At 65.4% G+C, this 21780-nt stretch carries 23 protein-coding genes and 1 tRNA gene; 12 read left to right on the forward strand and 12 right to left on the reverse strand.

All coding sequences use genetic code 11. The features are described from left to right. Positions 1–43 precede the first annotated feature (43 nt). From AzCIB_RS06045 to AzCIB_RS06055, 3 genes are read right to left on the reverse strand one after another with little or no spacing between them, the layout of a single operon-like run. Complete coding sequence (locus AzCIB_RS06045; protein WP_050415066.1) at positions 44–1075, reverse strand: XdhC family protein; 1032 nt, start codon at positions 1073–1075, stop codon at positions 44–46. Positions 1076–1087: 12 nt separating this feature from the next. After that, positions 1088–3325 carry a xanthine dehydrogenase family protein molybdopterin-binding subunit gene (locus tag AzCIB_RS06050; RefSeq protein ID WP_050415067.1) on the reverse strand — a complete coding sequence of 746 codons (2238 nt, stop codon included), beginning with the start codon at positions 3323–3325 and terminating at the stop codon, positions 1088–1090. An 11-nt stretch (positions 3326–3336) separates the two neighbouring features. Then, the gene (locus tag AzCIB_RS06055) at positions 3337–3810 is read right to left on the reverse strand and encodes a (2Fe-2S)-binding protein (RefSeq protein WP_050418247.1); all 474 of its coding nucleotides are present in this window, start codon (positions 3808–3810) and stop codon (positions 3337–3339) included. 221 nt (positions 3811–4031) lie between these two features. Between AzCIB_RS06055 and AzCIB_RS06060 the strand changes: the two genes are divergently transcribed. Then, positions 4032–4997, forward strand: a complete 966-nt coding sequence (locus AzCIB_RS06060; protein WP_050415068.1) for a LysR family transcriptional regulator — start codon at positions 4032–4034, stop codon at positions 4995–4997. Positions 4998–5092: 95 nt separating this feature from the next. On the opposite strand, the gene AzCIB_RS06065 is transcribed toward AzCIB_RS06060, so the two are convergent. Next, complete coding sequence (locus AzCIB_RS06065; protein ID WP_050415069.1) at positions 5093–5485, reverse strand: universal stress protein; 393 nt, start codon at positions 5483–5485, stop codon at positions 5093–5095. Positions 5486–5892: 407 nt separating this feature from the next. Between AzCIB_RS06065 and wrbA the strand changes: the two genes are divergently transcribed. The 6 genes from wrbA to AzCIB_RS24065 all read left to right on the forward strand — a co-directional run bounded on the left by wrbA (position 5893) and on the right by AzCIB_RS24065 (position 9733). Then, complete coding sequence (gene wrbA / locus AzCIB_RS06070; protein WP_050415070.1) at positions 5893–6495, forward strand: NAD(P)H:quinone oxidoreductase; 603 nt, start codon at positions 5893–5895, stop codon at positions 6493–6495. A gap of 204 nt (positions 6496–6699) precedes the next feature. Continuing rightward, positions 6700–7056, forward strand: a complete 357-nt coding sequence (locus tag AzCIB_RS06075; RefSeq protein ID WP_050415071.1) for a PA2779 family protein — start codon at positions 6700–6702, stop codon at positions 7054–7056. A 1-nt stretch (position 7057) separates the two neighbouring features. Beyond that, positions 7058–7987: a PA2778 family cysteine peptidase gene (locus AzCIB_RS06080; RefSeq protein WP_050415072.1), complete on the forward strand. Its 930-nt coding sequence runs from the start codon at positions 7058–7060 to the stop codon at positions 7985–7987. Positions 7988–8020: 33 nt separating this feature from the next. Then, entirely contained in the window at positions 8021–8530 is a 510-nt protein-coding gene (locus AzCIB_RS06085; protein WP_232299371.1) for a hypothetical protein, read from the forward strand. Positions 8531–8658: 128 nt separating this feature from the next. Then, positions 8659–9351 (forward strand): HAD family hydrolase, encoded by a 693-nt coding sequence (locus tag AzCIB_RS06090; RefSeq protein ID WP_050415074.1) that lies wholly within the window; start codon positions 8659–8661, stop codon positions 9349–9351. 154 nt (positions 9352–9505) lie between these two features. Further along, positions 9506–9733 carry a hypothetical protein gene (locus tag AzCIB_RS24065; protein ID WP_157058429.1) on the forward strand — a complete coding sequence of 76 codons (228 nt, stop codon included), beginning with the start codon at positions 9506–9508 and terminating at the stop codon, positions 9731–9733. A gap of 139 nt (positions 9734–9872) precedes the next feature. Here the strand turns inward: AzCIB_RS24065 and AzCIB_RS06095 are convergent, their stop codons facing one another. After that, positions 9873–11099, reverse strand: a complete 1227-nt coding sequence (locus AzCIB_RS06095) for a glycosyltransferase (RefSeq protein WP_050415075.1) — start codon at positions 11097–11099, stop codon at positions 9873–9875. Next, positions 11096–11809, reverse strand: a complete 714-nt coding sequence (locus AzCIB_RS06100; RefSeq protein WP_050415076.1) for an HAD family hydrolase — start codon at positions 11807–11809, stop codon at positions 11096–11098. Before AzCIB_RS06100 ends, AzCIB_RS06095 begins: the two co-directional genes overlap by 4 nt. Positions 11810–11996: 187 nt before the next feature. Here AzCIB_RS06100 and AzCIB_RS23645 point away from each other — a divergent pair, with 187 nt between their 5' ends. Beyond that, complete coding sequence (locus AzCIB_RS23645; protein ID WP_083446887.1) at positions 11997–12398, forward strand: hypothetical protein; 402 nt, start codon at positions 11997–11999, stop codon at positions 12396–12398. A 45-nt stretch (positions 12399–12443) separates the two neighbouring features. On the opposite strand, the gene AzCIB_RS06110 is transcribed toward AzCIB_RS23645, so the two are convergent. The 3 genes from AzCIB_RS06110 to AzCIB_RS06120 all read right to left on the reverse strand — a co-directional run bounded on the left by AzCIB_RS06110 (position 12444) and on the right by AzCIB_RS06120 (position 14001). Continuing rightward, positions 12444–12671, reverse strand: coding sequence for a hypothetical protein (locus AzCIB_RS06110; protein WP_050415078.1), 228 nt, complete (start codon positions 12669–12671; stop codon positions 12444–12446). Between the two features lie 402 nt (positions 12672–13073). After that, the gene (locus AzCIB_RS06115; RefSeq protein ID WP_050415079.1) at positions 13074–13586 is read right to left on the reverse strand and encodes a phasin family protein; all 513 of its coding nucleotides are present in this window, start codon (positions 13584–13586) and stop codon (positions 13074–13076) included. A 157-nt stretch (positions 13587–13743) separates the two neighbouring features. Further along, positions 13744–14001, reverse strand: a complete 258-nt coding sequence (locus AzCIB_RS06120) for a hypothetical protein (RefSeq protein WP_050415080.1) — start codon at positions 13999–14001, stop codon at positions 13744–13746. Between the two features lie 212 nt (positions 14002–14213). Between AzCIB_RS06120 and AzCIB_RS06125 the strand changes: the two genes are divergently transcribed. Next, positions 14214–15320 (forward strand): M14 family metallopeptidase, encoded by a 1107-nt coding sequence (locus AzCIB_RS06125; protein WP_232299372.1) that lies wholly within the window; start codon positions 14214–14216, stop codon positions 15318–15320. A gap of 4 nt (positions 15321–15324) precedes the next feature. Then, entirely contained in the window at positions 15325–16101 is a 777-nt protein-coding gene (locus tag AzCIB_RS06130; protein WP_050415082.1) for an alpha/beta fold hydrolase, read from the forward strand. Between the two features lie 103 nt (positions 16102–16204). Here AzCIB_RS06130 and katG read toward each other — a convergent pair whose 3' ends face one another. Further along, positions 16205–18400 (reverse strand): catalase/peroxidase HPI, encoded by a 2196-nt coding sequence (gene katG / locus AzCIB_RS06135; protein WP_050415083.1) that lies wholly within the window; start codon positions 18398–18400, stop codon positions 16205–16207. Positions 18401–18668: 268 nt separating this feature from the next. Between katG and AzCIB_RS06140 the strand changes: the two genes are divergently transcribed. Next, a complete protein-coding gene (locus tag AzCIB_RS06140; protein ID WP_050415084.1) occupies positions 18669–19745 on the forward strand; it encodes an ADP-ribosylglycohydrolase family protein in 1077 nt (358 codons plus the stop codon). A 182-nt stretch (positions 19746–19927) separates the two neighbouring features. Here AzCIB_RS06140 and AzCIB_RS06145 read toward each other — a convergent pair. Next, positions 19928–20004, reverse strand: a tRNA-Met gene (locus AzCIB_RS06145). A 180-nt stretch (positions 20005–20184) separates the two neighbouring features. Between AzCIB_RS06145 and AzCIB_RS06150 the strand changes: the two genes are divergently transcribed. Beyond that, entirely contained in the window at positions 20185–20742 is a 558-nt protein-coding gene (locus AzCIB_RS06150) for a 1-acyl-sn-glycerol-3-phosphate acyltransferase (RefSeq protein WP_050415085.1), read from the forward strand. Between the two features lie 76 nt (positions 20743–20818). Here AzCIB_RS06150 and AzCIB_RS06155 read toward each other — a convergent pair whose 3' ends face one another. Next, the gene (locus AzCIB_RS06155) at positions 20819–21679 is read right to left on the reverse strand and encodes a Tim44 domain-containing protein (protein WP_050415086.1); all 861 of its coding nucleotides are present in this window, start codon (positions 21677–21679) and stop codon (positions 20819–20821) included. Positions 21680–21780: the final 101 nt, after the last annotated feature.

Raw genomic sequence — 21780 nt, forward strand, 5'->3', positions numbered from 1 at the left:
TCTGCGGTGGAACGACGGGTTTCCGATTCGTCTCGTCGTCCGATCACACCCCGCATCCCGTTTTCAGCGGCGTCGATTGCCCGGACTTGCCCGTATCGACGCGGGCCTGCGCCAGCAGCGCCACGCCGTTCTTCACCGCGACCACTTCCGCCATGATCGACAACGCGATTTCGGCTGGGGTCTTGCTACCGATGTAGAGTCCCGCCGGGCCGTGCAGGGACGCCAGTTCCGCCTCGGTCAGGCCGAAATGGGTGCCCAGCCGCTCGCGCCGCAATGCCGTGTTCCGTCGCGAGCCGATGGCGCCGACATAGAAGGCGTCGGACCGCAGCGCATCGATCAGGGCGAGGTCGTCGAGCTTCGGGTCGTGCGTCAGCGCCACCACGGCGGTGCGCGCGTCGGGCTTGAGGCGCAGGATCAGGTCGTCCGGCATCTCGCGGCTGATCTCGACGCTTGGCAGGGACCAGGCCGCGTGGCGCTCGATGCGGGGATCGCAGACGATCACCTCGAAGCCCAGCCCGAGCGCGATCTGGCACAGGAAACGCGACAGGTCGCCGGCGCCGATGACGATGATGCGGAACTGCGGCCCGAGGTAGGTCGTGAGATGCCGTTCGTCCAGATGCGGCACGCCATCGCGGCGCCCGTCGCGCAACTCGACGTGGCCAGTGGCGAGATCGAGGATGCGTTCGACGCTGCGGCGCTGCTCGCACGCCGCCAGCAGTTCGTCCAGCCGGCTGTGCGGTGACACCGGCTCCAGCACCAACTCGATGGTGCCGCCGCAAGGCAGTCCGAAGCGGTGCGCCTCGTCGGCCGAGATGCCGTAGCGTTGCACGGTCGGTGCGAGGTCAGGGCAGGCCGCGTGGATGCCGCCGGTGCGGATGCGCTCGATCAGGTCGTCCTCGATGCAGCCACCCGACACGGAGCCCACCGTCGCGCCGTTGGCGTTGATGGCCATCAGCGAGCCGGGCGGACGCGGCGAGGAACCCCAGGTGCGGGCGACGGTGACCCGCACGACCGGCAGGCCGTCTGCCTGCCAGTTGCATGCGGTGCGCAGAACCAGGGTGTCGAGATCTTCCATCGTGTTTCCCGTTCAGGCGAGCTTGAAGGGCAGTTCGCGAATCGGCGTTCCCGTGAGCTGCGCGATCGCGTTGGCGAAGGCCGGTGCCAGGGGCGGCAGGCCGGGCTCCCCCATGCCGGTGGGCGGCTCGGCGCTGGGCACGATGTGCACGTCGAACTCGGGCGCGTCGGTGATGCGTGCGACCGTGAAACCGTCGAAGTTGCGTTGCTCGACTTCGCCATCCTTGAACGTGATCGCCGCCCCCGGCAGACACATCGACAGCGCCATCATGGCCGCCCCCTGCACCTGAGCTTCCACCCCGCGCGGGTTCACCGCGAGATTGCAGTGTACGCCGGCGGTCACGCGGTGGAGCACCGGCCGGCCCTGCTGCAGCGAGGCTTCGACCACGTAAGCGACCACCGAGCTGAAGGACTCGTGCACCGCCACGCCCCAGGCGCGGCCTTCGGGCAGGCGCCGCTTGCCGTAACCGCTCTTGTCCACCGCAAGCTGCAGGGCCGTACGGTGGCGCGGGTGCTGGTCGCCGAAGAGCGCCATGCGATAGGCGACCGGATCCTGCTGCGTCGCACGTGTGATCTCGTCGAGCAGCGTCTCCATCACGAAGGCGGTGTGGGTGGAGCCGACGCTGCGCCACCACAACACCGGTACGTTGAGCTTCGGATGGTGGACCGTGAGGCGCATCGGCAGCGGATAGGGTTCGCGCATGCCTTCCACCGCGGTGCGGTCGACGCCGTTCTTGATCATGCCGCCCTCGAATGGGGTGCCCACCGCGATCGACTGGCCGACCAAGACATGATCCCAGGCGAGGACGCGGCCACGCCCGTCGAATCCGATCCGTGCGCGGTGCAGATGCATGGGACGGTAATAACCGCCGCGGATGTCGTCCTCGCGGCTCCATACCATGCGCACGGGCACATCGAATCCTGCCGCACGGGCCCCCTTCGCGATTTCGCAGGCCTCGACCACGTAGTCGCTCGTGCCGACCGCGCGCCGGCCGAATCCGCCGCCGGCCATCTGCACATGCACCTTGACCTGCTCGGGCTTCAGCCCGAACACACGCGCCGCGGCCTGTCCGTCGATGCCGGGAAACTGGGTGCCGACCCACAGCTCGGCCCTGTCCGCGCCGATCCGCACGGTGCAGTTGAGCGGCTCCATCGGCGCGTGTGCGAGGTAAGGAAAGACGAACTCCGCGTCGATCCGGTGCGGCGCGCTGTCGAGCGGCGTCATGTCCGCATCGAAGTGGCGCGGGCCGGATTGCGCGGCGAGCTCGCGGTATTGTGCCAACTGGCGCGCGCTGTCGACGCGTTCGACGCCGGCCGTGTCCCACTCCAGCGTCAGCGCCTCGCGGCCCTGCTTCGCCGGCCAGTAGCCTTCGGCCAGCACCGCGACGCCTTCACCCCCGCGTTCGAGCGGGACGCGCAGTACCGCCTGCACGCCTTTGATGCGGCGCGCAGCCTTGTCGTCCACGGTGCGCAGCCTTGCCCCGAACACCGAGGGGTGTGCGATCACCGCGGTGAGCTGGCCCGGCAGGTGCACGTCGATGCCGAAATCCTGCCGGCCGCTGCTCTTCGCGTCGCCGTCGAGGCGTGCGGTCGCCCGTCCGATGAGGCGGAAATTCTTCGGGTCCTTGAGGGCGATGCGTGCAGGGACGGGCTGCGCCATCGCGGCTTCGGCCAGCTCGCCGTAACCCAAGCTGCGTCCGCCCGGGCCGAGCACCTTGCCCGATTCGGTGCGCAGCGCCGCCACGTCGACGTTCCAGCGCGCCGCGGCGGCGGAAAGGAGCATCGCACGGGCGCGGGCGCCGAGCTCGCGGTACTGGACGAAGCTGTTCTTGACCGAGTTAGAGCCGCCGGTGAGGTGCATGCCGTAGGCCGGATCGGCATAGGCGGGGGAATTGTCGCCAAAGCGCGTCCGCACCTTGGTCCAATCCGCGTCCAGCTCTTCCGCCAGGATCATAGGCAGCGCGGTCTGCACGCCCTGACCGAATTCGAGGCGGTTGATCGCCACGGTCACCACCCCGTCGGCGTCGATGTGCAGGAAGGCGGACGGCTGCTGCGTCGGCTTGAGCGCCGGGGACTCGCCGGCGACGCCTTGCGCCGCGGCCATCAGCGGAAAGGCGCCCAGCGCCAGGCCGCCGAGGCCGGTGAGCTTCAGGAAGCTGCGGCGGGACATCGCGGCGGGTGCGGGGGCGTCGCGTTCCAGCAGGTCGCGCAAGGCGGGCGGCAGTGGGTCGGGGAAGATGTCAGGCAGCATGTCGGTCTCGGTCAGGCGATCGTGCGGGCCGCGTCGGCGATGGCGGCGCGGATGCGGGCGTAGGTGCCGCAGCGACAGAGGTTGCCCGCCATCGCTGTGTCGATTTCTTCGGGCGTGGGCTGCTTGCCCTTGGGCAGCGACTTCAGGAACGCGGCGGCGCTCATGATCTGCCCGCTCTGGCAGTAGCCGCACTGGGCCACGTCGTGCTTGACCCAGGCGTCGCGCACGGCGGCACCGATGCGGTCGCTGCCGTCGGTGGCCGCTTCGATGGTGGTGATCTTCGCGCCTGCCGCGGCGGAGATCGGCGTGACGCACGAGCGGACAGCCTGCCCGTCGAGGTGCACCGTGCAGGCGCCGCACAGGGCAGCCCCGCAGCCGAACTTGGTGCCGGTGAGGCCCAGCGTATCCCGCAGTGCCCACAGCAAGGGCGTGTCGGGGGCGACGTCGAGCGTGTGCTCACGGCCGTTGATATCGAGAGTGATCATGGTGGTTCGATCCTGCATCAGTCGGATGTTGGGCGAGGCGGCACGGGTATCCACGGAGGCCAAAGCGGGGACGGGCGTGAGTCGGAATTTCCTTTTTGCGTGCCGTGAATCTTATGACCTGGATTGTTCATCGAATAGCGAGCAACATCTTGAACCACTAGCAAGTAAAACTTGCTAATCTCCCGTCGCCCCCGTTTCTGCTAACACGCTGGAGAGGTCCGATGCCGATCAACGAGATGCGTGCCATCAGCACCTTCACGAAGGCCGTGGAGCTGGGTAGCCTGCGCAAGGCTGCCGCGGCGTTGGGCGTGAGTCCGCAGGCCGCCAGCCAGGCCGTGGCGCAGCTCGAGCAGCACCTCGGCGTGCGTCTGCTGCACCGGACGACTCGGCACATCGCGCTGACCGAGGAGGGGCAACAATTTCTGGAATCGGCCCAGCCCGCGATGGCGATGCTCGAACGCGCGCTGCGGCGGGTAACGGTTGCCAAGGATGAGATCGCCGGGCCCTTGCGCATCATCGCACCGCGATCGAGTTTCGCGTCGCTGCTGTGGCCGGTGATCAACGCCTTCTGCCAGGAACATCCCGACGTGCAGCCCGACCTCCATCTGGACGACCAGATCGCGAACTGGGTGCAGGAGCGGGCGGACGTGGGCTTTCGGATCGGCTCGCCGCCGGAGGAGGGCTTGATCGCACGCAAGCTCTTCGTGGTGCCGCTGATTATCTGCGCCGCCCTGGCCTATCTCGAGCGCTACGGGATTCCGAAGAGCCTGGACGAACTATCGGTCCATCGCTGCAGCGTGTTTCGCCATGCGGCGACTGGCCGGGTCTATCCGTGGTTCCTGAAAATCGGCAACGAAGTGGTCCAGCGCGATTTTCCGCCGGCCTTGTCGACCAACGATGCGGAGACCGAACTGCAGGCGGTGCTCGACGGGCTGGTGGTCGGCCAGCTTGCGGGTTTTTCCGCCGTGCCGCATCTGCGTGCCGGCCGTCTTGTGCCGGTGCTCACGCAGCACTTGACCGACCACATGAGCGTCCATCTCTTCTACGGAAGCCGGCGTGCGCAACCGGCGCGGGTGCGCAAGTTCATCGACTTCGCGCTCGCGCGCCTGACGGACAGTCCGGACTACGTCCTCAGTGAGCAGGAGATCCGCGACATGACCGGAACGGCGAGCGATCCATCTGTGTAGGTGCGAACCGGATCGCGCGGAAGCGCCCGCGCCGAATGCGAGAAACGGGGGCGAGGAGCGTCCCCCGTCGCGCGTGAAGGCGCGGTACCCGCGCGTCAGCCTGCCTTGACCGCGAGTACCGGGCAGGCCACTTTCAGCAAGAGATCCTGCGCGGTGCTGCCGAGGAACAGCTTGCCGACCGGCGAGCGCCTGCGCAGGCCGATGATGACGAGCGACGCTTGGAGCTTTTCGGCCAGATCCTCGATTTCCTCGACTGGGCCATTGCCGCGCACGAACTGCTTGAACTCCGCCTCCACGCCGGACGAAGCGAGCAGCTTCTCGATGTCCTCGGCGTCCGCTGAGTCGGCGAGCGACGGATCGTTCGCCGTCCCACCGGGGCCGGCATTGACGACGACGAGGCGTTCCTGGAAACGGCCCGCAAGCTCGATACCTTTCTCGAGTGCGGCGCGGCCTTCGGGGCGAGGGGCATAGGCGACGATGATGGTCATTTTGATTCCTCGTATCGGGTGACGGCAGGGTCGCCGGCAGGGTCGCGATAGCCGCGCCGGCCGGATCGCAAGTATCGTACAACACAGCATCCGGAACCGTATTCCTTTGTGCTGGTTCCGACGCGATACACGCGCACCATTATTTCCCCATTTCGTCGTTTCACGACGAAAGCTTCCATATCCGTGCGTCCTTATATATGGAGATGGGCGCATTCGATTTCGCATTGCTACACTGAATCGACACTCGGCGGGCGCCGGGTCGAGACAATTTCCAGTGCATCGGACTGCGTGTTGCAGGCACGGTCTTTTCCGACCCGCCGGCATGACATCGACGAGACGCCCGGATGATGCATCACGACGCTGTAACAGGCAGTTGAACGTTCCCGATCGATAGATGAGGAGTTGTCATGGCCAAGGTTCTCGTTCTGTACTATTCATCCTACGGGCATATCGAAAAGATGGCCGCCGCGATTGCCGAAGGCGTGCGCGACGCGGGCGCCGAAGTGATTATCAAGCGGGTTCCGGAGCTGGTTCCGGAAGAGATCGCGCGCAAGTCGGGCATGAAAGTCGATCAGGCTGCGCCGATCGCCACGGTCGCCGAACTCCCGGACTACGACGCAATCATCTTCGGTACGCCCACGCGCTTCGGCAACATGGCCTCACAAATGCGCAATTTCCTCGATCAGACCGGGGGGCTGTGGATGTCAGGGGCGCTGATCGGCAAGGTCGGCAGCGTATTCGCCAGCACCGCCACGCAGCATGGCGGGCAGGAAACCACCATCACCAGCTTCCATACCACGCTGCTGCACCAGGGCATGGTGATCGTCGGTTGCCCGTATTCGGAAACGCGGCAGATGAACATGGACGAGATAACCGGCGGCAGCCCCTACGGCGCGACGACGCTGGCCGCGGGCGACGGTTCGCGCCAGCCGAGCGAGAACGAACTGGCGATCGCCCGCTTCCAGGGCAAGCACGTCGCCCAGATCGCCGCCAAGCTGGCTGCACGCTGATCGCGTAACACGAGTTTGCGCCGCTCGTGCGGCCGGAATCCCTTGCCGGTTTCGGTCGCACGGCCGACACCCACAGTGTGCGGGTGCTCCGCGGTCGGGGGCGACGCGGGCAGGTTCTGAAAGGTTTTATGACAATTCCCCTGCAATCTTCACCGGCCAAGGGTGTCAAACCGGCACTTGTCCAGCCTGGAGAAGGAGAAGATCATGAAGAAGACTTCCGCCCGCATCGTTCCGATCGCGCTGCTCGCGCTTGCTGTCGGCTTCCATCCGCCGGTCCTGCGCGCCGAGTTGGTATCCACTCCCGACGTCGCCAGCCAAGCGTCCGCCGAGGCCGATCGCGCCAAGGTTCAGCACTTCCTTGAACAGGCCACTGTCAAGGAGCGGCTCCTGGCCATGGGCGTGGACGGAATCGCAGCCGCCGACCGGGTGGCCGCCCTGGACCAGCAGGAAATCCACGCCCTCGCGCAACGCATCGACTCGATGCCGGCAGGGGGCAACATCACGACGATGGAGTGGATCCTCATCGTCCTCGTCGCGATTCTCGTGGTGATTGCGCTCTGATGTGAAACTTCCCGCATCTTGCCTGAGCGTTGCCGCAGCCCTGCTGCTGGCCGCCTGCGCGAGCCTTCCGCCGGGAGACTGGGGCAACCCGCCGGGCGACCCCTTCCCGGCGTGGGCCGAAAGGACGGATGCACCGTTCCATCCGCAGGAGGAGTACCAGTGCGGCCCCGCCGCGCTGGCTACGGCCTTGGGGAGTGCCGGTATCCGGCGGGCGCCCGTGGATCTCGTGCGCGAGGTCTACATTCCTGCCCGCCAAGGAAGCCTGCAACCCGAAATGCTGGCCGCGGCGCGCCGCTCCGGCGCGGTGGCCTATCCTCTCGCCGCGGAACCGCAGGCGCTCCTGAAAGAGGTGGCCGCGGGCCATCCGGTGGTGGTGTTGCAGAACCTCCGCCTTGATTGGGCGCCTCAGTGGCATTACGCGGTGGTGGTGGGCTACGACCTGCGCAGCCGCGAGGTGGTGCTGCGCTCTGGACGTGAGCAGCGCCTCGTCATGGATATCGACGCCTTCGACCGCACTTGGGCGAAATCCGGGCGGTGGGCGTTCGTCGCGCTGCCGCCGGACCGGCTGCCCGCCACGGCTGCCGAAGCCGGTTATGTGAACGCGGCCGTGGCGCTGGAGCGGGTCGCACCGGCTGCCGCCGAGGGTGCCTACCGCACCGCACTCGGGCGGTGGCCGCACAATCTCGTCGCCCGCATGGGGCTCGGCAACATCGCATACGGCCGCGGCGACATCGAGTCGGCCGAGTCGGCCTTCCGCCGGGCAGCTGCCGATCACCCGGACTCCGGCGATGCCTGGAACAACCTCGCGCAGATTCTTCACGAGCGGGGCCAGGCGCAGGCGGCGCGGGACGCTGCGGAACGTGCCATGGCGATCGGTGGACCCCGGCTTCCGACGTACCGCCGCACCTTCGAATCAATCGCTGGCGGGTGACGGTCTGGCGCCCCGTCGTCTCTGCGGGAGGATGTGCCCTTGAAAACGCTCATACGCGTGTTCTCGATCATTCACGGGCTGATGGCGCTGCTATTCGCCTGCGCCGCGCTTGTGCTCATTGTGATTGCTGCCCATACCGGCGGTACGGCCGTCGCCACGGGGCTGGACCGGGTCGCGGCGCAAGGGGTCATCGAAGCGGTAGGTTTGTTGGCTGCGGCGGTCGTGGCGCTTCAGATCGCGCAGACCATTACCGAGGAGGAAGTCATTCGTGACGCCCATATCAGCGGACCGACACGCGTACGGCGGTTCTTGTCGCGATTCATGGTGGTGGTGGTCGTCGCACTCGCAATCGAAGGACTCGTTGCGACGTTCAAGGGCGCAAACGAGGATCCGGCGCATCTGCTGTACGCGGCGGGCATTGTTGCTGCCGTAGGGCTTCTCCTTGCCGGCTGGGGGGTATTCATCCGTTTCAATTGCCAAGCCGAAGCGCTGGAGCCGGAGGCAATGGCGGCAGCCAAGCGCGAAGACCGGAAGCTTGAATAGTCAGTATCCGGAAATGAAACGCGGCGAAGCTGCGGTAACACTGACGTCGTCCGCCTGATCAGGACACGGGGCTGCTTGCGCATGCACGAACGCTGGCCGGGTCGGCTACATGAGGTAAGCTCGTCCGCATGTTGAACCTGAGAACAATCCGGGCCATTTCGCTCGATCTGGATGACACCCTGTGGCCCATCTGGCCCACCATCGAGCGCGCGGAGACGGTGCTCCATGAATGGCTCGCGCTCAATGCGCCGATGACGGCGGTGCGGTTCGCCACTCCCCAGGCGTTGCGCGAGATCCGCAACGCCGTGGAGTTGCAGCGGCCGGACCTCGCGCATGACCTCGCCGCATTGCGCCGCGAGTCGATCCGCGTCGCACTTTGCAGCGCGGGGGATGACCCTGGACTGGCGGAGCCCGCCTTCGAGCTCTTCTTCGCCGAGCGCCACAACGTGACCCTCTTTCCCGATGCGCTCCCCGCGCTCGAGTTCCTGGCCGCGCGCTATCCGCTGGTGAGTCTCACCAACGGAAACGCCGAGCTTGCACGCATCGGGCTGGAATCATTCTTCGTCGCCAGCGTTACCGCGATCAAGGTCGGGCTGTCCAAGCCCGATCCCCGGATCTTCCATGCCGCCGCCCAGGCAGTGGGAGTGCAGGCGCAAGAGGTGCTGCACGTGGGCGACGACGCGCTGCTGGATGTCCTGGGCGCGCGCAATTCCGGGATGCAGGCTGCCTGGCTCAACCGGACGCAGGTGATGTGGCCGCACGAAGAGCGGCCCGACCTGGAGTTGTCGAGTCTGGGCGAGTTGTGCAATGCGCTGACATAGCCGGCGATCGAGTGTGGATGCCGCTGCCGCGGTAGCCGCCCCGGATTGGGTAACGTGCCGGGCCGATGTTGATTTTCCTGTCACATTCGCGGGCGACCATCACGTGCACGCGGCCGAACCCAACACGGCACCTCAACTGCTATCGGAGGTACGCATGAACTTCGGAAAACCCGGTCAATCCTATGTCGATGCTGCCAAAACGCTGAGCGCACGCGACATTGAGCAGCTCGACGCAAGGCTGAAGCCATGGCTCCCGCCAGACAGCAGGCTTGGACGTCTGCAGAAAGTGGAACGTGCAGCGCTCCAGCTTCAATACGAGGAAGAGTCGCTCGCGCAATGGCGTGCCAATCTGGCCCAGTTGCGAGCGAACGCTTCACGGTGAATCACGCCTTGCCGCACGACGGACCACGCGACCATGCCGGACGTCGCAGTCCTTGTCCGCCGACGGCTCCTCAGGACTTGATCTTGTTGAGTAAGCCCCGTCTGATCGCAACAGTGGTCGGCGGGTTGAATCACGACACCTAGTCGGAGAGGGAGGCGCTGCGCGATTTAGCGATCGGTGCTGAGGGCGACGTGCGGAGGAACGGTGGATGGCACGCGGACTGTGCTTCGTCCGAATGAATACGGTTCGCCTCATCAAGAATGCCGTGAAGCATCTCCGGTACTTCAAACAGGGCGCGGTTGTCGATGGCGCGCACGCTCGCGCGAAATTCATCGAGCCGGTCCAACAACTGAGCAACTGCGCGGTCGATCGTGCGGAAGCTGCCATGGACGATGCCGAGATGGTTGTCGCGAACCCATTCGGCGTTATAGCGCTCCTGCGGCATGGTCCAGGCGTTTTCCACGACGATGACGGGCAAGCCTTGCTGCACGGCTTCGCTGATGCTGCCGGGGCCGGGCTTTCCGATGAAGAAATCCGCGAGCTGCATGTAGTACGGGATGTCCGGACTGAATTCGACGACGAGCCGGGAAGCCCCTTGCGGCAATGCACGTAGCTGACGGGCCAGCGACTTGTTGTGGCCGCAGATCAGGATCAGCTGCGTCGTCTCGGCGAGTTTTTGGGCGATACCCAGCATCGCTTTCGATCCATGTCCCCCGAAAAGCACGACGCCCGTCGGTCGCGATGGATCGAGGCCGTGGCGACGTCGCTCGCGCTGCCGATCGTACCGGGCCGCGGTGTAGAAATCGGGGCGGATGATCATCCCCGACGTCGCATGAATGCGCTCGTCGGTATGTCCCAGAGCGCGCGCCTGCTCGACGGCCTTGGGGGTGCCGCAGACGAAGTGCTGGGCCTGATCGGGTTCGATCCAGAAATTGGGCGGAACGTCGGCGAGATCGGTCAGCACCGTCACGTAGGGCACGCCGGGTAGTGCGGTGGCGAGGCTTTCGAACAGGGCACGGTTGAAATTGGGAATCAGCGAGACGACCAGATCGGGTTCGGTTCGTGCCCAGTGCTGCTGGAGCTGCTTGACGAGCGGGCCGTGTGCGAGGCGGATCAGGGTTTGCAGGAGCTTCAGCTCCTGCGCCATTCCGATGGTCCATCCACGCGCCAGGCGTTTGTTGTACCAGTCCTCCGGAGCACTGCCGGTGATGGTGCGAAATCGGTCCTGCGGGTCGAGGACTTCGAAGAGATTGACGAGGCGCACCCGCCATTCCGGCTTGCGCTCACGCAGTACCGCAGCGAGGGCGACGGCTGTGGCGCGATGCCCGCCACCCGCGTTGAAGTAGATCAGGTCTACGGTTTTCATCCTTGCTCCGGGATGCCTGGTATCGGGAGGTCCAGGGTGTGCAACAGGCGGCGGCGGAAGTCGTCGGGCGAGGGCACGATGCATTCCTCCGGGACGTTGTAGGCGTTCGTCAGGCGCAACCGGTCTTCCGCGCCGTAGGCCACGACGAAGGGACACATGGCGGCTCCGATTGCCGCCCGGTAGTCGCTGTATTCGTCGCCACACGCGTAGGCGCGGGCCGGGTTGATCGCATAGCGTTCCCGCGTGCGCCTGAAGTGCAGCGTCTTGTCCTCGCGCAGGGGAAGACAGACGAGAAAATCGAATTCGCGCGTGTCGATCCCGTGCCGGCGGAAGAGGCAGGCCAGCGTTTCCTCCGGGTCGATTGTGACGTTGCGCGTGACCATGCCGACGCGCACGTCCGGCGTTGCCAAGAGCGTCCGCAGCAAGGCGTCGATCCCCGGGTACAGGCACGCCTCGTGACGATAAAACTCCGTCAGCGTCGACAGGAGCCGCTTGCGGTTCTGCTTGCCGAACTGGCGTCGCAGATTGTTCGGAAACTCGCGCAGGCCACCAAGGTACTTGAACAGCTTGCGACGCTTCTGGAAGCGTTCGAGGTCGCCGAGGGCCATGCCGTGGCGCAGGAAACTTTGTTCGACCGCATGAAAGGCGTCTATGGTCGTGCCATCGGCATCGAAGATCACCAGACGGTCGTGATTGGGATAAGTCGTCACGCGGCTACGCTAGCCAATCACTGTGACAAGGGGATGACGCCGCGGCCGGGGGGATTGCCGGGGGCTTACCGCGAGTTCGTCCGGCAGAGCCCCGTAGGACATGCAGTGAGCGGGCCTCGCCTTGTTCTGGCGGTCAATCCCGCATAATGTGTTTATACGGTTTTAACTGTTGCAAGTGAGGTGTCTGATGAAAAGTTCTTCCAGCGCACGTGGCCGCGCCCCCGCGGATCCGGTGGCCGCACCGCGCGCGCGTTCGGGTGGGAAGGGCGTCGACGGGGCTCCGACAGCCGCCGCGGCGAACCGGACGCCGACTGCAGCCGTTGCGGACGACGCTGCAGCAAAGGATGGGAAAGGCAGGAGGAACGGCCTCAGAAAACCGAAGCTCGTGCGTGACAGCTTCACGTTTCCGGCAGCGGATCACGCCCGGCTTGGCGAACTCAAGGAGCGCGCGCTGAAGTCCGGACGCGAAATCAAGAAGAGCGAACTGTTGCGGGCGGGGCTCGCTGCCTTGGTGGCGATGCCGGATGCGGCCTTCCTCGCGGCGCTCGATGGCGTGGAGCGGATCAAGACGGGGCGCCCGGCCAAATAGCGAGTGTCGCCGGCCTGTCCGGCTAGCGGCGACGCCGGGCAGGCGCTACGGTGCGAGTACCCGCACGACGATGTCTTCGCCCAAGCCGTTGCGGAACATCCGCTCGGTGACGAATGCCCGCTCTATCGGCGTGAGCGCCTTCGCCAGGGTTTGCCCGATGCTGAAATGCCCCGCGCGAACATGTCGTTCGATGTGGCGGGCGGTTTCGAGGATCTTCTTGTGGCGGTTGGAAGGGCGCGCGCCCGCGCCGTCGCCGTCGATGACCGTGAGCATTCTTCGTGTGTGGAACCGCGGCCGGCCGGCCGGGGAGGTCGGGCCGCGACGGCAAGCCGCCGGAGCCTTTGCAGACGCCTCGTCACACCCTCCTTTCCCGCCTGCGTCTGGTTGCAGAGATCAACCCTGTCCTGCGCCCGCTTCATCGTCCCGGTTGCATCGTCCGGCCGATGGCGGTTTATATCGTTAAAACAGTTTATACGCTTTTATCGGGAGATCAAGGGCGGCCGTCACGGTACTGCGGCTTAAGCGTGTAGCCGCGATTGCCTGAGTTCGGCGGCAAAAAAAAATCCCTGCGCACCACCATCGGGTGCGCAGGGATCGGTGTGAGTACGGTCAGCGTTGACCCGGAAACGTGCGGGTGGCTACCGCCTCAGACGGTCGGATGGATGGAGCGATGCTTCAGGCCGATTTCCTTGCCCGACCTGCGGTTTCCTCATGCGATTCGGTCAGGCTTTCGCTGGCCGCTTCGCCGGCGCCGGTGGCGCGCTTGGCGAGCTGGAGGGCGGACATCACGGCGGCAAGCGCGAGATCCGTGCCGGCGGGCGCGGAGCGGGCTGCGTTGTCGATGTTGGTCGTGAGCTCGCGGGTGAATTCGGCGATTCGCGGCTCCATGAGTTGCAGGATCGCCTGTTGTCCTTCGCTGACGATTTCGTAAGTGCCACGGACGCACGCGGTGGCATTGTCGATCACCGACTGGCCCAACGCCATGTCGTGCGTCAGGCGCTCGCCCGTCTTCTGCGGATCCAGCAACGAGGTGGCACGGTTGGCTCCATCCTGCAGCAGGGTGCGCGACGTGCCGAGGTTCAGCGCCATCAAGCGTGCGCTGGTGTCGAAGGCGATGTTGAACACGGCGGTCATCGTGTCGAGACCGGCCTTGCCGGAATCGACGAATTTTTCTGCGGTGGCGATCATTGCATACTCCAGTGGCTATCGGTGGGCAGCGGGGGGAACTCCGGTGCGAGCCTGCGGCGCAGGTGCACGTCCGTCTACATAGCAGGCCGATGTTATGGATTTGTTGTCGCTGGCCGGGGCGATACATTTCCGGGGCCGTGATCAAGGCCCGCCGGGTTCAAGGCAATAATCGTCTTTCCTGCATGGACAGGAATTGCCGTTTCGCTTTCTGGCGCGCAAGATCACGATTGATTTGCGATTGCTGCCTGCCGAACGCGTCACGTTCGGCGATGCTGCCTTGTGCGGCCTCGATCGAGCGCCGGCAGCGCCAGCGGTAACCGTGCCGGGTGAGATGGCGGTCCATCTCATCGCGTGGGTGGTGAACGCGGCAGCAGTGGCAAAACAGCATCTCCGGCATCGAATTCAGGCCTTTCATGCGTTCGAATGGGTATCCGCGATCATTGCGAGGCTCCGGTGCTGATGGCGTCCGGCTGCCACGGATAGAGCCAGTCGTCCTCGAACATCTCGTCGATGATTCGTTGCAGATCGAAGAATCTCCACCTCATTCGCGCTCCCGGGTGTCTGCGATGACTGACTCTGCTCACCCTATCAAGGGAACATGGCAATCTCGTTTCAACTCGACGATGCGTGCGCGATCAGGACGGGAAGGCAATGCCGCCCGGTTCCGGGCCTACGGCCCGCCCACGCTCCCATTCAAGCTTTGTTGACGATTCGATCGTGGCGAATTCTGCGATTTTCGAGCTGAACGAACTGGAAAACGTCATCGAGGCGGGGAGGGGGCACCTCGAGACGCGTGTCGTGGCCGAAATCGATGGAGGATGCGGCACCCGATTCCCGCTCTATGCGATCGCATTGGGCAATCCGGATCGTGCGGTGCCCGCAATCGGTTTCTTCGGCGGCGTTCATGGGCTGGAAAGGATCGGTGCCGACGTCGTGATCGCCTACCTGAGGCACCTCGTCATGCGCCTGCGCTGGGACTCCACCCTGCATCGACAGCTGGAATCCGTTCGCTTGGTATTCATGCCCCTCGTGAATCCAGGCGGCATGTGGCGGGGCACACGCGCCAATCCGAACGGTGTCGATCTGATGCGGAACGCGCCCCTCGAAGCGCACGAGCGTGTGCCGCCGCTGATCGGCGGACAGCGGATCAGTTCCCGCTTGCCCTGGTATCGCGGTCATCGCAACTGCGCCATGGAAACCGAGAGTCGCGCGCTGTGCGAAACCGTCGGCGAGGAACTGCTCTCACGGGACTTCAGCATCGCCCTCGACTGTCATTCGGGATTCGGGCTGGTCGATCGCGTCTGGTTTCCGTATGCCCATACCCGCACACCGTTGCGCCACCTCGCGGAGATCCATGCCTTGAAGGAGATCTTTCGCCAGACGCATACGCATCATCCGTACGTCATCGAGCCGCAAAGCCGCCAATATCTGACCCATGGCGACCTGTGGGATTTCCTGCACCTGCAAGCCTGCGAGAAGGCCGGGCGCATCTTCCTGCCGCTGACGCTGGAAATGGGGGCCTGGTTGTGGATCAAGAAGAATCCGCGTCAGCTGTTCTCCCGACACGGAATTTTCAATCCCCAGGTCGCACACCGGCAGCAGCGCGTGCTCCGTCACCACCTGTCGCTGCTGGATTTCCTGTCGCGGGCGACGTGCAGCTACCGGCTATGGCTGCCCGAGGGCGAGGCGCGCGCCAAACACCACGAGCTTGCCGTCGCTCACTGGTACCGATGAGCCCATGACGACCTGGATCTTCCTCCGCGGTCTCACGCGGGAAAGTCGCCACTGGGGCGACTTCGTGGACACGTTCCGCCGAACCATGCCGGATTCGCGTGTCGTGACGATCGATCTTCCCGGGAACGGCGCACTGCATCACTTGACCAGCCCGACCGACGTGCGCGAGATCGCCGTCTACTGTCAAAAAACATTGACACGGCTCGGCATCGAGCCCCCCTACAACCTGCTGGCAATGTCTCTGGGTGCAATGGTCGCGGTGGCGTGGGCGCACGCGTGCCCGGGCGCGATTGCCCGTTGTGTCCTGATCAACACCAGCCTGCGCCCATTCAGTCCGTTCTATCGGCGTCTGCGCCCGCGCAACTACCTTCCGTTGCTGAAGCTGGCGCTGTTCGGGGGTACGGGGCGCGAATGGGAGGAAAGGATCCTCTCCCTGACCAGCCGGCTACGCGTTGGTGCGGCGGACGTGCTGGATTCCTGGATCGCCTTCCGCACGGAATACCCGGTCACGAGGAAGAATGCGTGGCGCCAACTGTGCGCGGCTGCGCAATACCGTGCCGGGGACGAAAGTCCGGGAACGGCACTGCTGATTCTTGCCAGCCGGAACGATGGGCTGGTTCATGCGGATTGTTCCCTGGCCCTTGCGCGCGCATGGAACTGTGCGATCAGGATTCATCCACGGGCGGGCCACGACATTCCGCTGGATGACGGCCCGTGGGTTGCAGCCCGGGTGCAGGAATGGGCGGAGAGTCGGGACAGTGATCGGAGTCCACGGGCCTGAAAGCCCTGGCGCAGGCGGTTTGAGTACCTCGCCTGGACATTCATCGGCGTTCCGGAAGCCGGCGTAACCACTTTGCGCCAGCCCCAGGAACGCCTTCCCCGGATCACTTCACGTCGAAGCGGTCGAGGTTCATCACCTTGTTCCAGGCCGCAACGAAGTCGCGCACGAACTTCGCCTGCGCGTCGTCCTGGGCATACACCTCGGCCAATGCGCGCAGCTGCGAGTTGGAACCGAAGATCAGGTCCACGCGGGTGCCTGTCCACCTGGCTTCGCCGGTCTTGCGGTCATGCCCTTCGAAGCGGTCCCCCGCCTCGGTGACCGGCTTCCAGACCGTCCGCATATCGAGGAGATTGACGAAGAAGTCATTGGTCAGCGTCTGGGGCCGCTGCGTGAACACGCCGTGCGGCGAGTTCCCTACGTTGGCGCCCAATACGCGCAGGCCACCGACCAGCACCGTCATTTCGGGCGCGCTCAGGGTCAGGAGCTGCGCCTTGTCCACCAGCATCTCCTCGGCCGACATGGTGCTGGCCTGCTTCTGGTAATTGCGGAAACCATCGGCCAACGGTTCCAGCACGGCGAACGACTCCACGTCGGTCTGAGCCTGCAGGGCGTCCCCGCGGCCCGGGGTGAAGGGCACATCCATGGGATGCCCGGCTGCCCTGGCGGCCGCTTCGACCGCCGCGCAGCCGCCCAGCACGATCAGATCGGCCATCGAGACCATCTTGCCGCCCGTGTGGGCGCTGTTGAACGCTTGCCGGATGCCCTCGAGCGTCGCCAGCACCTTGGCCAGTTGTTCCGGCTGGTTCGCTTCCCAGTCCTTTTGCGGCGCGAGGCGGATGCGCGCACCGTTGGCTCCGCCACGCTTGTCCGAGCCGCGGAAGGTGGATGCCGAGGCCCATGCGGTGGAAACCAGCGCGGCCACCGACAGGCCCGAAGCCAAGATCCTGGCCTTCAGGTCGGCGACGTCCCTGGCGTCGATCAGGGGGGAGTCGACGGCGGGAATCGGGTCCTGCCAGATCAGGTCTTCGGCCGGCACCTCGGGGCCGAGGTAGCGGACCTTGGGCCCCATGTCGCGGTGGGTCAGCTTGAACCACGCGCGCGCAAAGGCATCGGCCAGGGCCTGCGGATCCCGATGGAAGCGGCGTGAAATGGGTTCGTAGATCGGGTCGAAGCGCAGCGACAGATCGGCCGTGGTCATCATCGGCGGATGCTTCTTCGACGGGTCGTGCGCATCCGGAATCATGTCTTCCGGCTTGACGTCTTTTGCCACCCACTGGTGTGCGCCGGCGGGGCTCTTGGTCAGCTCCCATTCGTAGCCGAAGAGCGTGTCGAAGTAGCCGTTGTCCCACTTCGTGGGATTGCGCTTCCACGCGCCCTCGATGCCGCTGGTGGTGGTGTCGCCGCCCTTGCCGGATCCCAAGCGGTTGATCCAGCCCAGGCCTTGCGCCTCGATGGGGGCGCCTTCGGGCTCGGGGCCGACGAGTGCCGGGTCGCCAGCGCCGTGGGCTTTGCCGAAGGTGTGACCGCCGGCGACGAGCGCCACGGTCTCTTCGTCGTTCATGGCCATGCGCGCGAAGGTTTCGCGCACGTCACGGCCCGAGGCCACGGGGTCGGGGTTGCCGTTCGGGCCTTCGGGGTTCACGTAGATCAGGCCCATCTGCACGGCGGCCAGCGGATTGGCCAGTTCGCGGTCGCCGCTGTAGCGCTTGTCGCCGAGCCAGGTGTCTTCGTTGCCCCAGTAGGTGTCCTCTTCGGGCTGCCAGATGTCCGCGCGGCCGCCGCCGAAGCCGAAGGTCTTGAAGCCCATTGATTCCAGCGCGCAGTTGCCGGTCAGGATCACCAGGTCGGCCCAGGAAATCCTGTTGCCGTATTTCTGCTTGATCGGCCAGAGCAGGCGGCGTGCCTTGTCCAGGTTGCCGTTGTCGGGCCAGCTGTTGAGCGGCGCAAAACGCTGGTTCCCCGTGCCGCCGCCACCACGTCCGTCACCCGTGCGGTAGGTTCCGGCGCTGTGCCACGCCATGCGGATGAACAGGCCGCCGTAGTGCCCCCAGTCAGCGGGCCACCAGTCCTGTGAATCCGTCATCAGCGCATACAGATCCTTCTTCAGCGCGGCCAGGTCGAGCTTCCCGAATTCCGCGGCGTAGTCGAAGTCGCCACCCATCGGGCTGGAGGCCGGTGCGTGCTGGTGCAGGATGTTCAGGTTCAACTGGTTCGGCCACCAGTCCCGATTCGATCGCACGCCGACCGTTGCGCGCGCACCATGCATGCCGGCAACCGGGCACTTGTTCTCGTTGCTCATGTATGACCTCTCCTTGCAAGGGTGAACGGAGCAGATGTGATATTCACCTTAGCCGTAATGCATTGCTGTTTCTATCGATTTCTAAACATGGGGGCGATAGCCTCGATTCATCTGTGACGGATATGCGCCCGGCGGGCGTTGCCTCGCGGCCCGGCCCGGCGCACTTCGCGTAAGTGTTGCGCATGTCCTGCAGCGAAGACAGTGACGGGAACGCCCACGCCGCCCACGCGTCGAAAGCCTCGTCGATGACAACATCAGGAAAGACGCGATGGCGCACTCAACGACACAGGACCGCGCCGCGGGCGCCATACTCGGCGCCTTCGTCGGCGACGCGCTCGGGCTCGGCCCTCACTGGTACTACGACCTCGACGAACTGCGCCGCGATTACGGCGAGTGGATCACCGACTACACCAGCCCGAGGCCCGGGCGCTACCACGAAGGGATGGCCGCGGGGCAACTGTCGCAAGCCGGACTGATCCTGAAGATGCTGCTGCAGTCCGTCGTCGAGCGTGGCGATTACGAGGAAGCGGATTTCTGCCGTCGTATGGATGAAGAGCTCTTTCCCCGGCTCGACGGCACCCCGATGTCCGGGCCCGGCGGATACACCAGTCAGTCGATTCGCGAGGCCTGGCGGCGCCGGGTCGAGCAGGGCCTGCAGTGGTCGCAAACCGGCGGACACGCCGATACCACCGAAGCGATCGAGCGCTCGTTGGTCCTAGCCGTGCGCTACGCCCCGGAGCCGCATCGGCTCGCCGACGCCATCGCCCGCAACACGCACCTCACCCAGACCGACGAACTGATCGTGTCGCTGACTGTGGCGTATGGAGCCGTGCTCGGTCTCCTGGTGCAGGGGGAGAAACTCGACGCCCAGCTCTCCGGAAAGCTCATGCGCCTCGTCAAGTCCGGCGACCTGCCTTTCCATGCGGTCACGACCGGACAACTCCAGGCCCCGCGCCGCGGCGAAGCCGAGCCCTCGCACGCCGGACGCTTCGCCTCGCCCGACGCACTGCTGACGCCGTCCTACATTGCCCGTGCCGCCGCCGACCCCGACATCCGCATCGAGCCCGCGTGGAAGGTCTCGCTCGTCTACGGGATGCCATGCGCGGCCTATCACGTGTTGCCGGCCGTCTACTACCTTGCGGCGCGCTTCCACGACGACTTCGAGTCGGCCGTGCTGCACGCCATTAACGGCGGTGGCCAGAACCAGGCCCGCGCGATGCTCGCCGGCGCCCTGGTCGGCGCCCAATGCGGACTGTCAGGCATCCCCGGCCGTTTCCTCGACGGCCTTGAGGACGCGGTCGAGCTCCAGCAACTCGCACGAAGCCTCGCTGCGCAGCTCGCGTAGGGGAGCGTTGATTACCGTTGATGGAATTGCCGGCTGGAATTCTTGGGCGCGCAAGGGCTTGCTTGCGCACTGCCCCCGTTCTCGACTCCGCCTGGCGGCGGGGAGTAAGCAGGCTTTGCGCGAAATTGCGCCAAAGCCGGAAACGACAAGGGCCTGCACGATGTGCAGGCCCTTGGCTTGTTTGGTTGCGGGGGCAGGATTTGAACCTGCGACCTTCGGGTTATGAGCCCGACGAGCTGCCAGACTGCTCCACCCCGCGTCGGAGAAACAAAACTATAGCGAACTTCTACCAGGCCCGCAAGAACTATTTTCGAAAATCTTCCAGCTGACCCTCGCAGCTTGTCTTGCCGGGGTGATTATTGGATAGTGCCGGGTTTTTGTGCAGGCCGCGAATTGTCTGCAATTTCAGTGGCTTCGAGTTCTTGATGGGGGATGTTCGATGCTGGCGGGGTTGTTGTTGCGTCTGGCTGGCTGGCGCCTGGTGATTGTGCCGCCGCCCGCTCCGAAAGGGGTCGTGATGGTGTATCCGCACACGTCGAACTGGGATTTTCCGCTCGGGGTGCTGGCGCGATCGGCATCCGGGTTGAGGATTTCCTACGTGGCGAAGGATTCGCTCTTTCGTCCTCCGTTCGGGGGGCTGTTCCGCTGGCTGGGCGGCATTCCGGTGAATCGGCGCGTCAGCACGGGGTTCGTCGGGCAGCTGGTGCGTCGCTTCGCGGAGTCGGAGCGCCTGCTGATCGCGATCGCGCCCGAGGGAACCCGCGGACATGTGCCGCACCTCAGGTCCGGCTTCTATCACCTTGCGGTCCAGGCGGGAGTTCCGCTCGGATTCGCGTATATCGACTACGGCCGCCGCGAGGTGGGCATCGGGGCGTGGGTGACGCTCAGTGGTGACGCGGAACGCGACCTTGCGACGATCCGCGATTTCTATGCGGGCAGGCGGGGCAGGCACCCGGATAAGGCGGGCGAGATCACCTTCGGTGACGGGCGCGCTTGAGCCGCAGCGGGAATGAAGAAGGGCGACCGGCCTGAGGCCGGTCGCCCTTTTCTCTCTCTCTGGCGGGCAGGGGGTGTTAGTTCAGTTGCTGGATGCCCGCGACCTGCCAGCCCTGGTTGCCGTCGATCGGCTTGGTGAGGTGCCAGAACTCGTCGAAGTTGACCGGAGCGGCGCCGGCTTCTTCGCGGATCAGGCCGCGGAAGCGGACAGCGACACGGTAACGGCGGTTTTCCTCGACGCATTCGACGACTTCGGCGTTGAGTTCCATCACTTCGGTCTGCTGCGGGGCGGTGCCGCGCTCGCGGATCTGCATCTGCAGTTCGCCGAAGATCTCCGGCGTCACGAACTCGCGCAGGTCATCGAGGTTGCCGGCGTCGTTGGCAGCCTGCAGGCGGATGAAGTTCACCTTGGCCTGGCGGGCAAAGCCTTCGGCATCGAAACCGGCCGGCAGGGCGTTGCTTGCCGGAGCGGCGACCGGTGCAGCGCTACCATAGGCCGGTTGCGTTTGCGACTGCATCGGGATGTTGCCGCCACCGGCGCCCATGCCCGCGTACTGCATCGCCGGCTGCTGCTGAGTGCGCTTGCGCATCACCAGGCGGAAGACGGCGATTGCGGCGAACACGAGCAGGCCGATCATGAGCATGTTGGCGAACTCTTCGCCCATGCCGAGGTGCGAGGCGAGGGCGGCGAGGCCCAGGCCGGCGGCCAGGCCGGCGACGGGGCCGAGCCAGGAGTTCTTGCGCGGGGCCTGGGCCGCGGCCGTCGGTGCGGTCGGGGTGTCGGCCGTGCGGGCGGTGGTCGTGGACGATTGCGCGGTGCTGCTCTGCGTGCCGAACGACTTGCCGCCGCCGACGCGCTTGGCTTCGGCATCGTTCGCCGTCAGGCCGACGCTCACGACGAGCGCGCAGACCGTGAGCAGGAATCGGGTGAGTTTCATAAGGGAGGGCCTCCTTTGAGTGTTTGAGTTCCGTGTCCCGCGGGCCCCAGCTGGGGGCGCGCGGTCCGCTGCACCAGTCGGTGCACACGACACTTGGAGGA

The organism is Azoarcus sp. CIB (assembly GCF_001190925.1).
Taxonomy (GTDB): Bacteria; Pseudomonadota; Gammaproteobacteria; order Burkholderiales; family Rhodocyclaceae; genus Aromatoleum.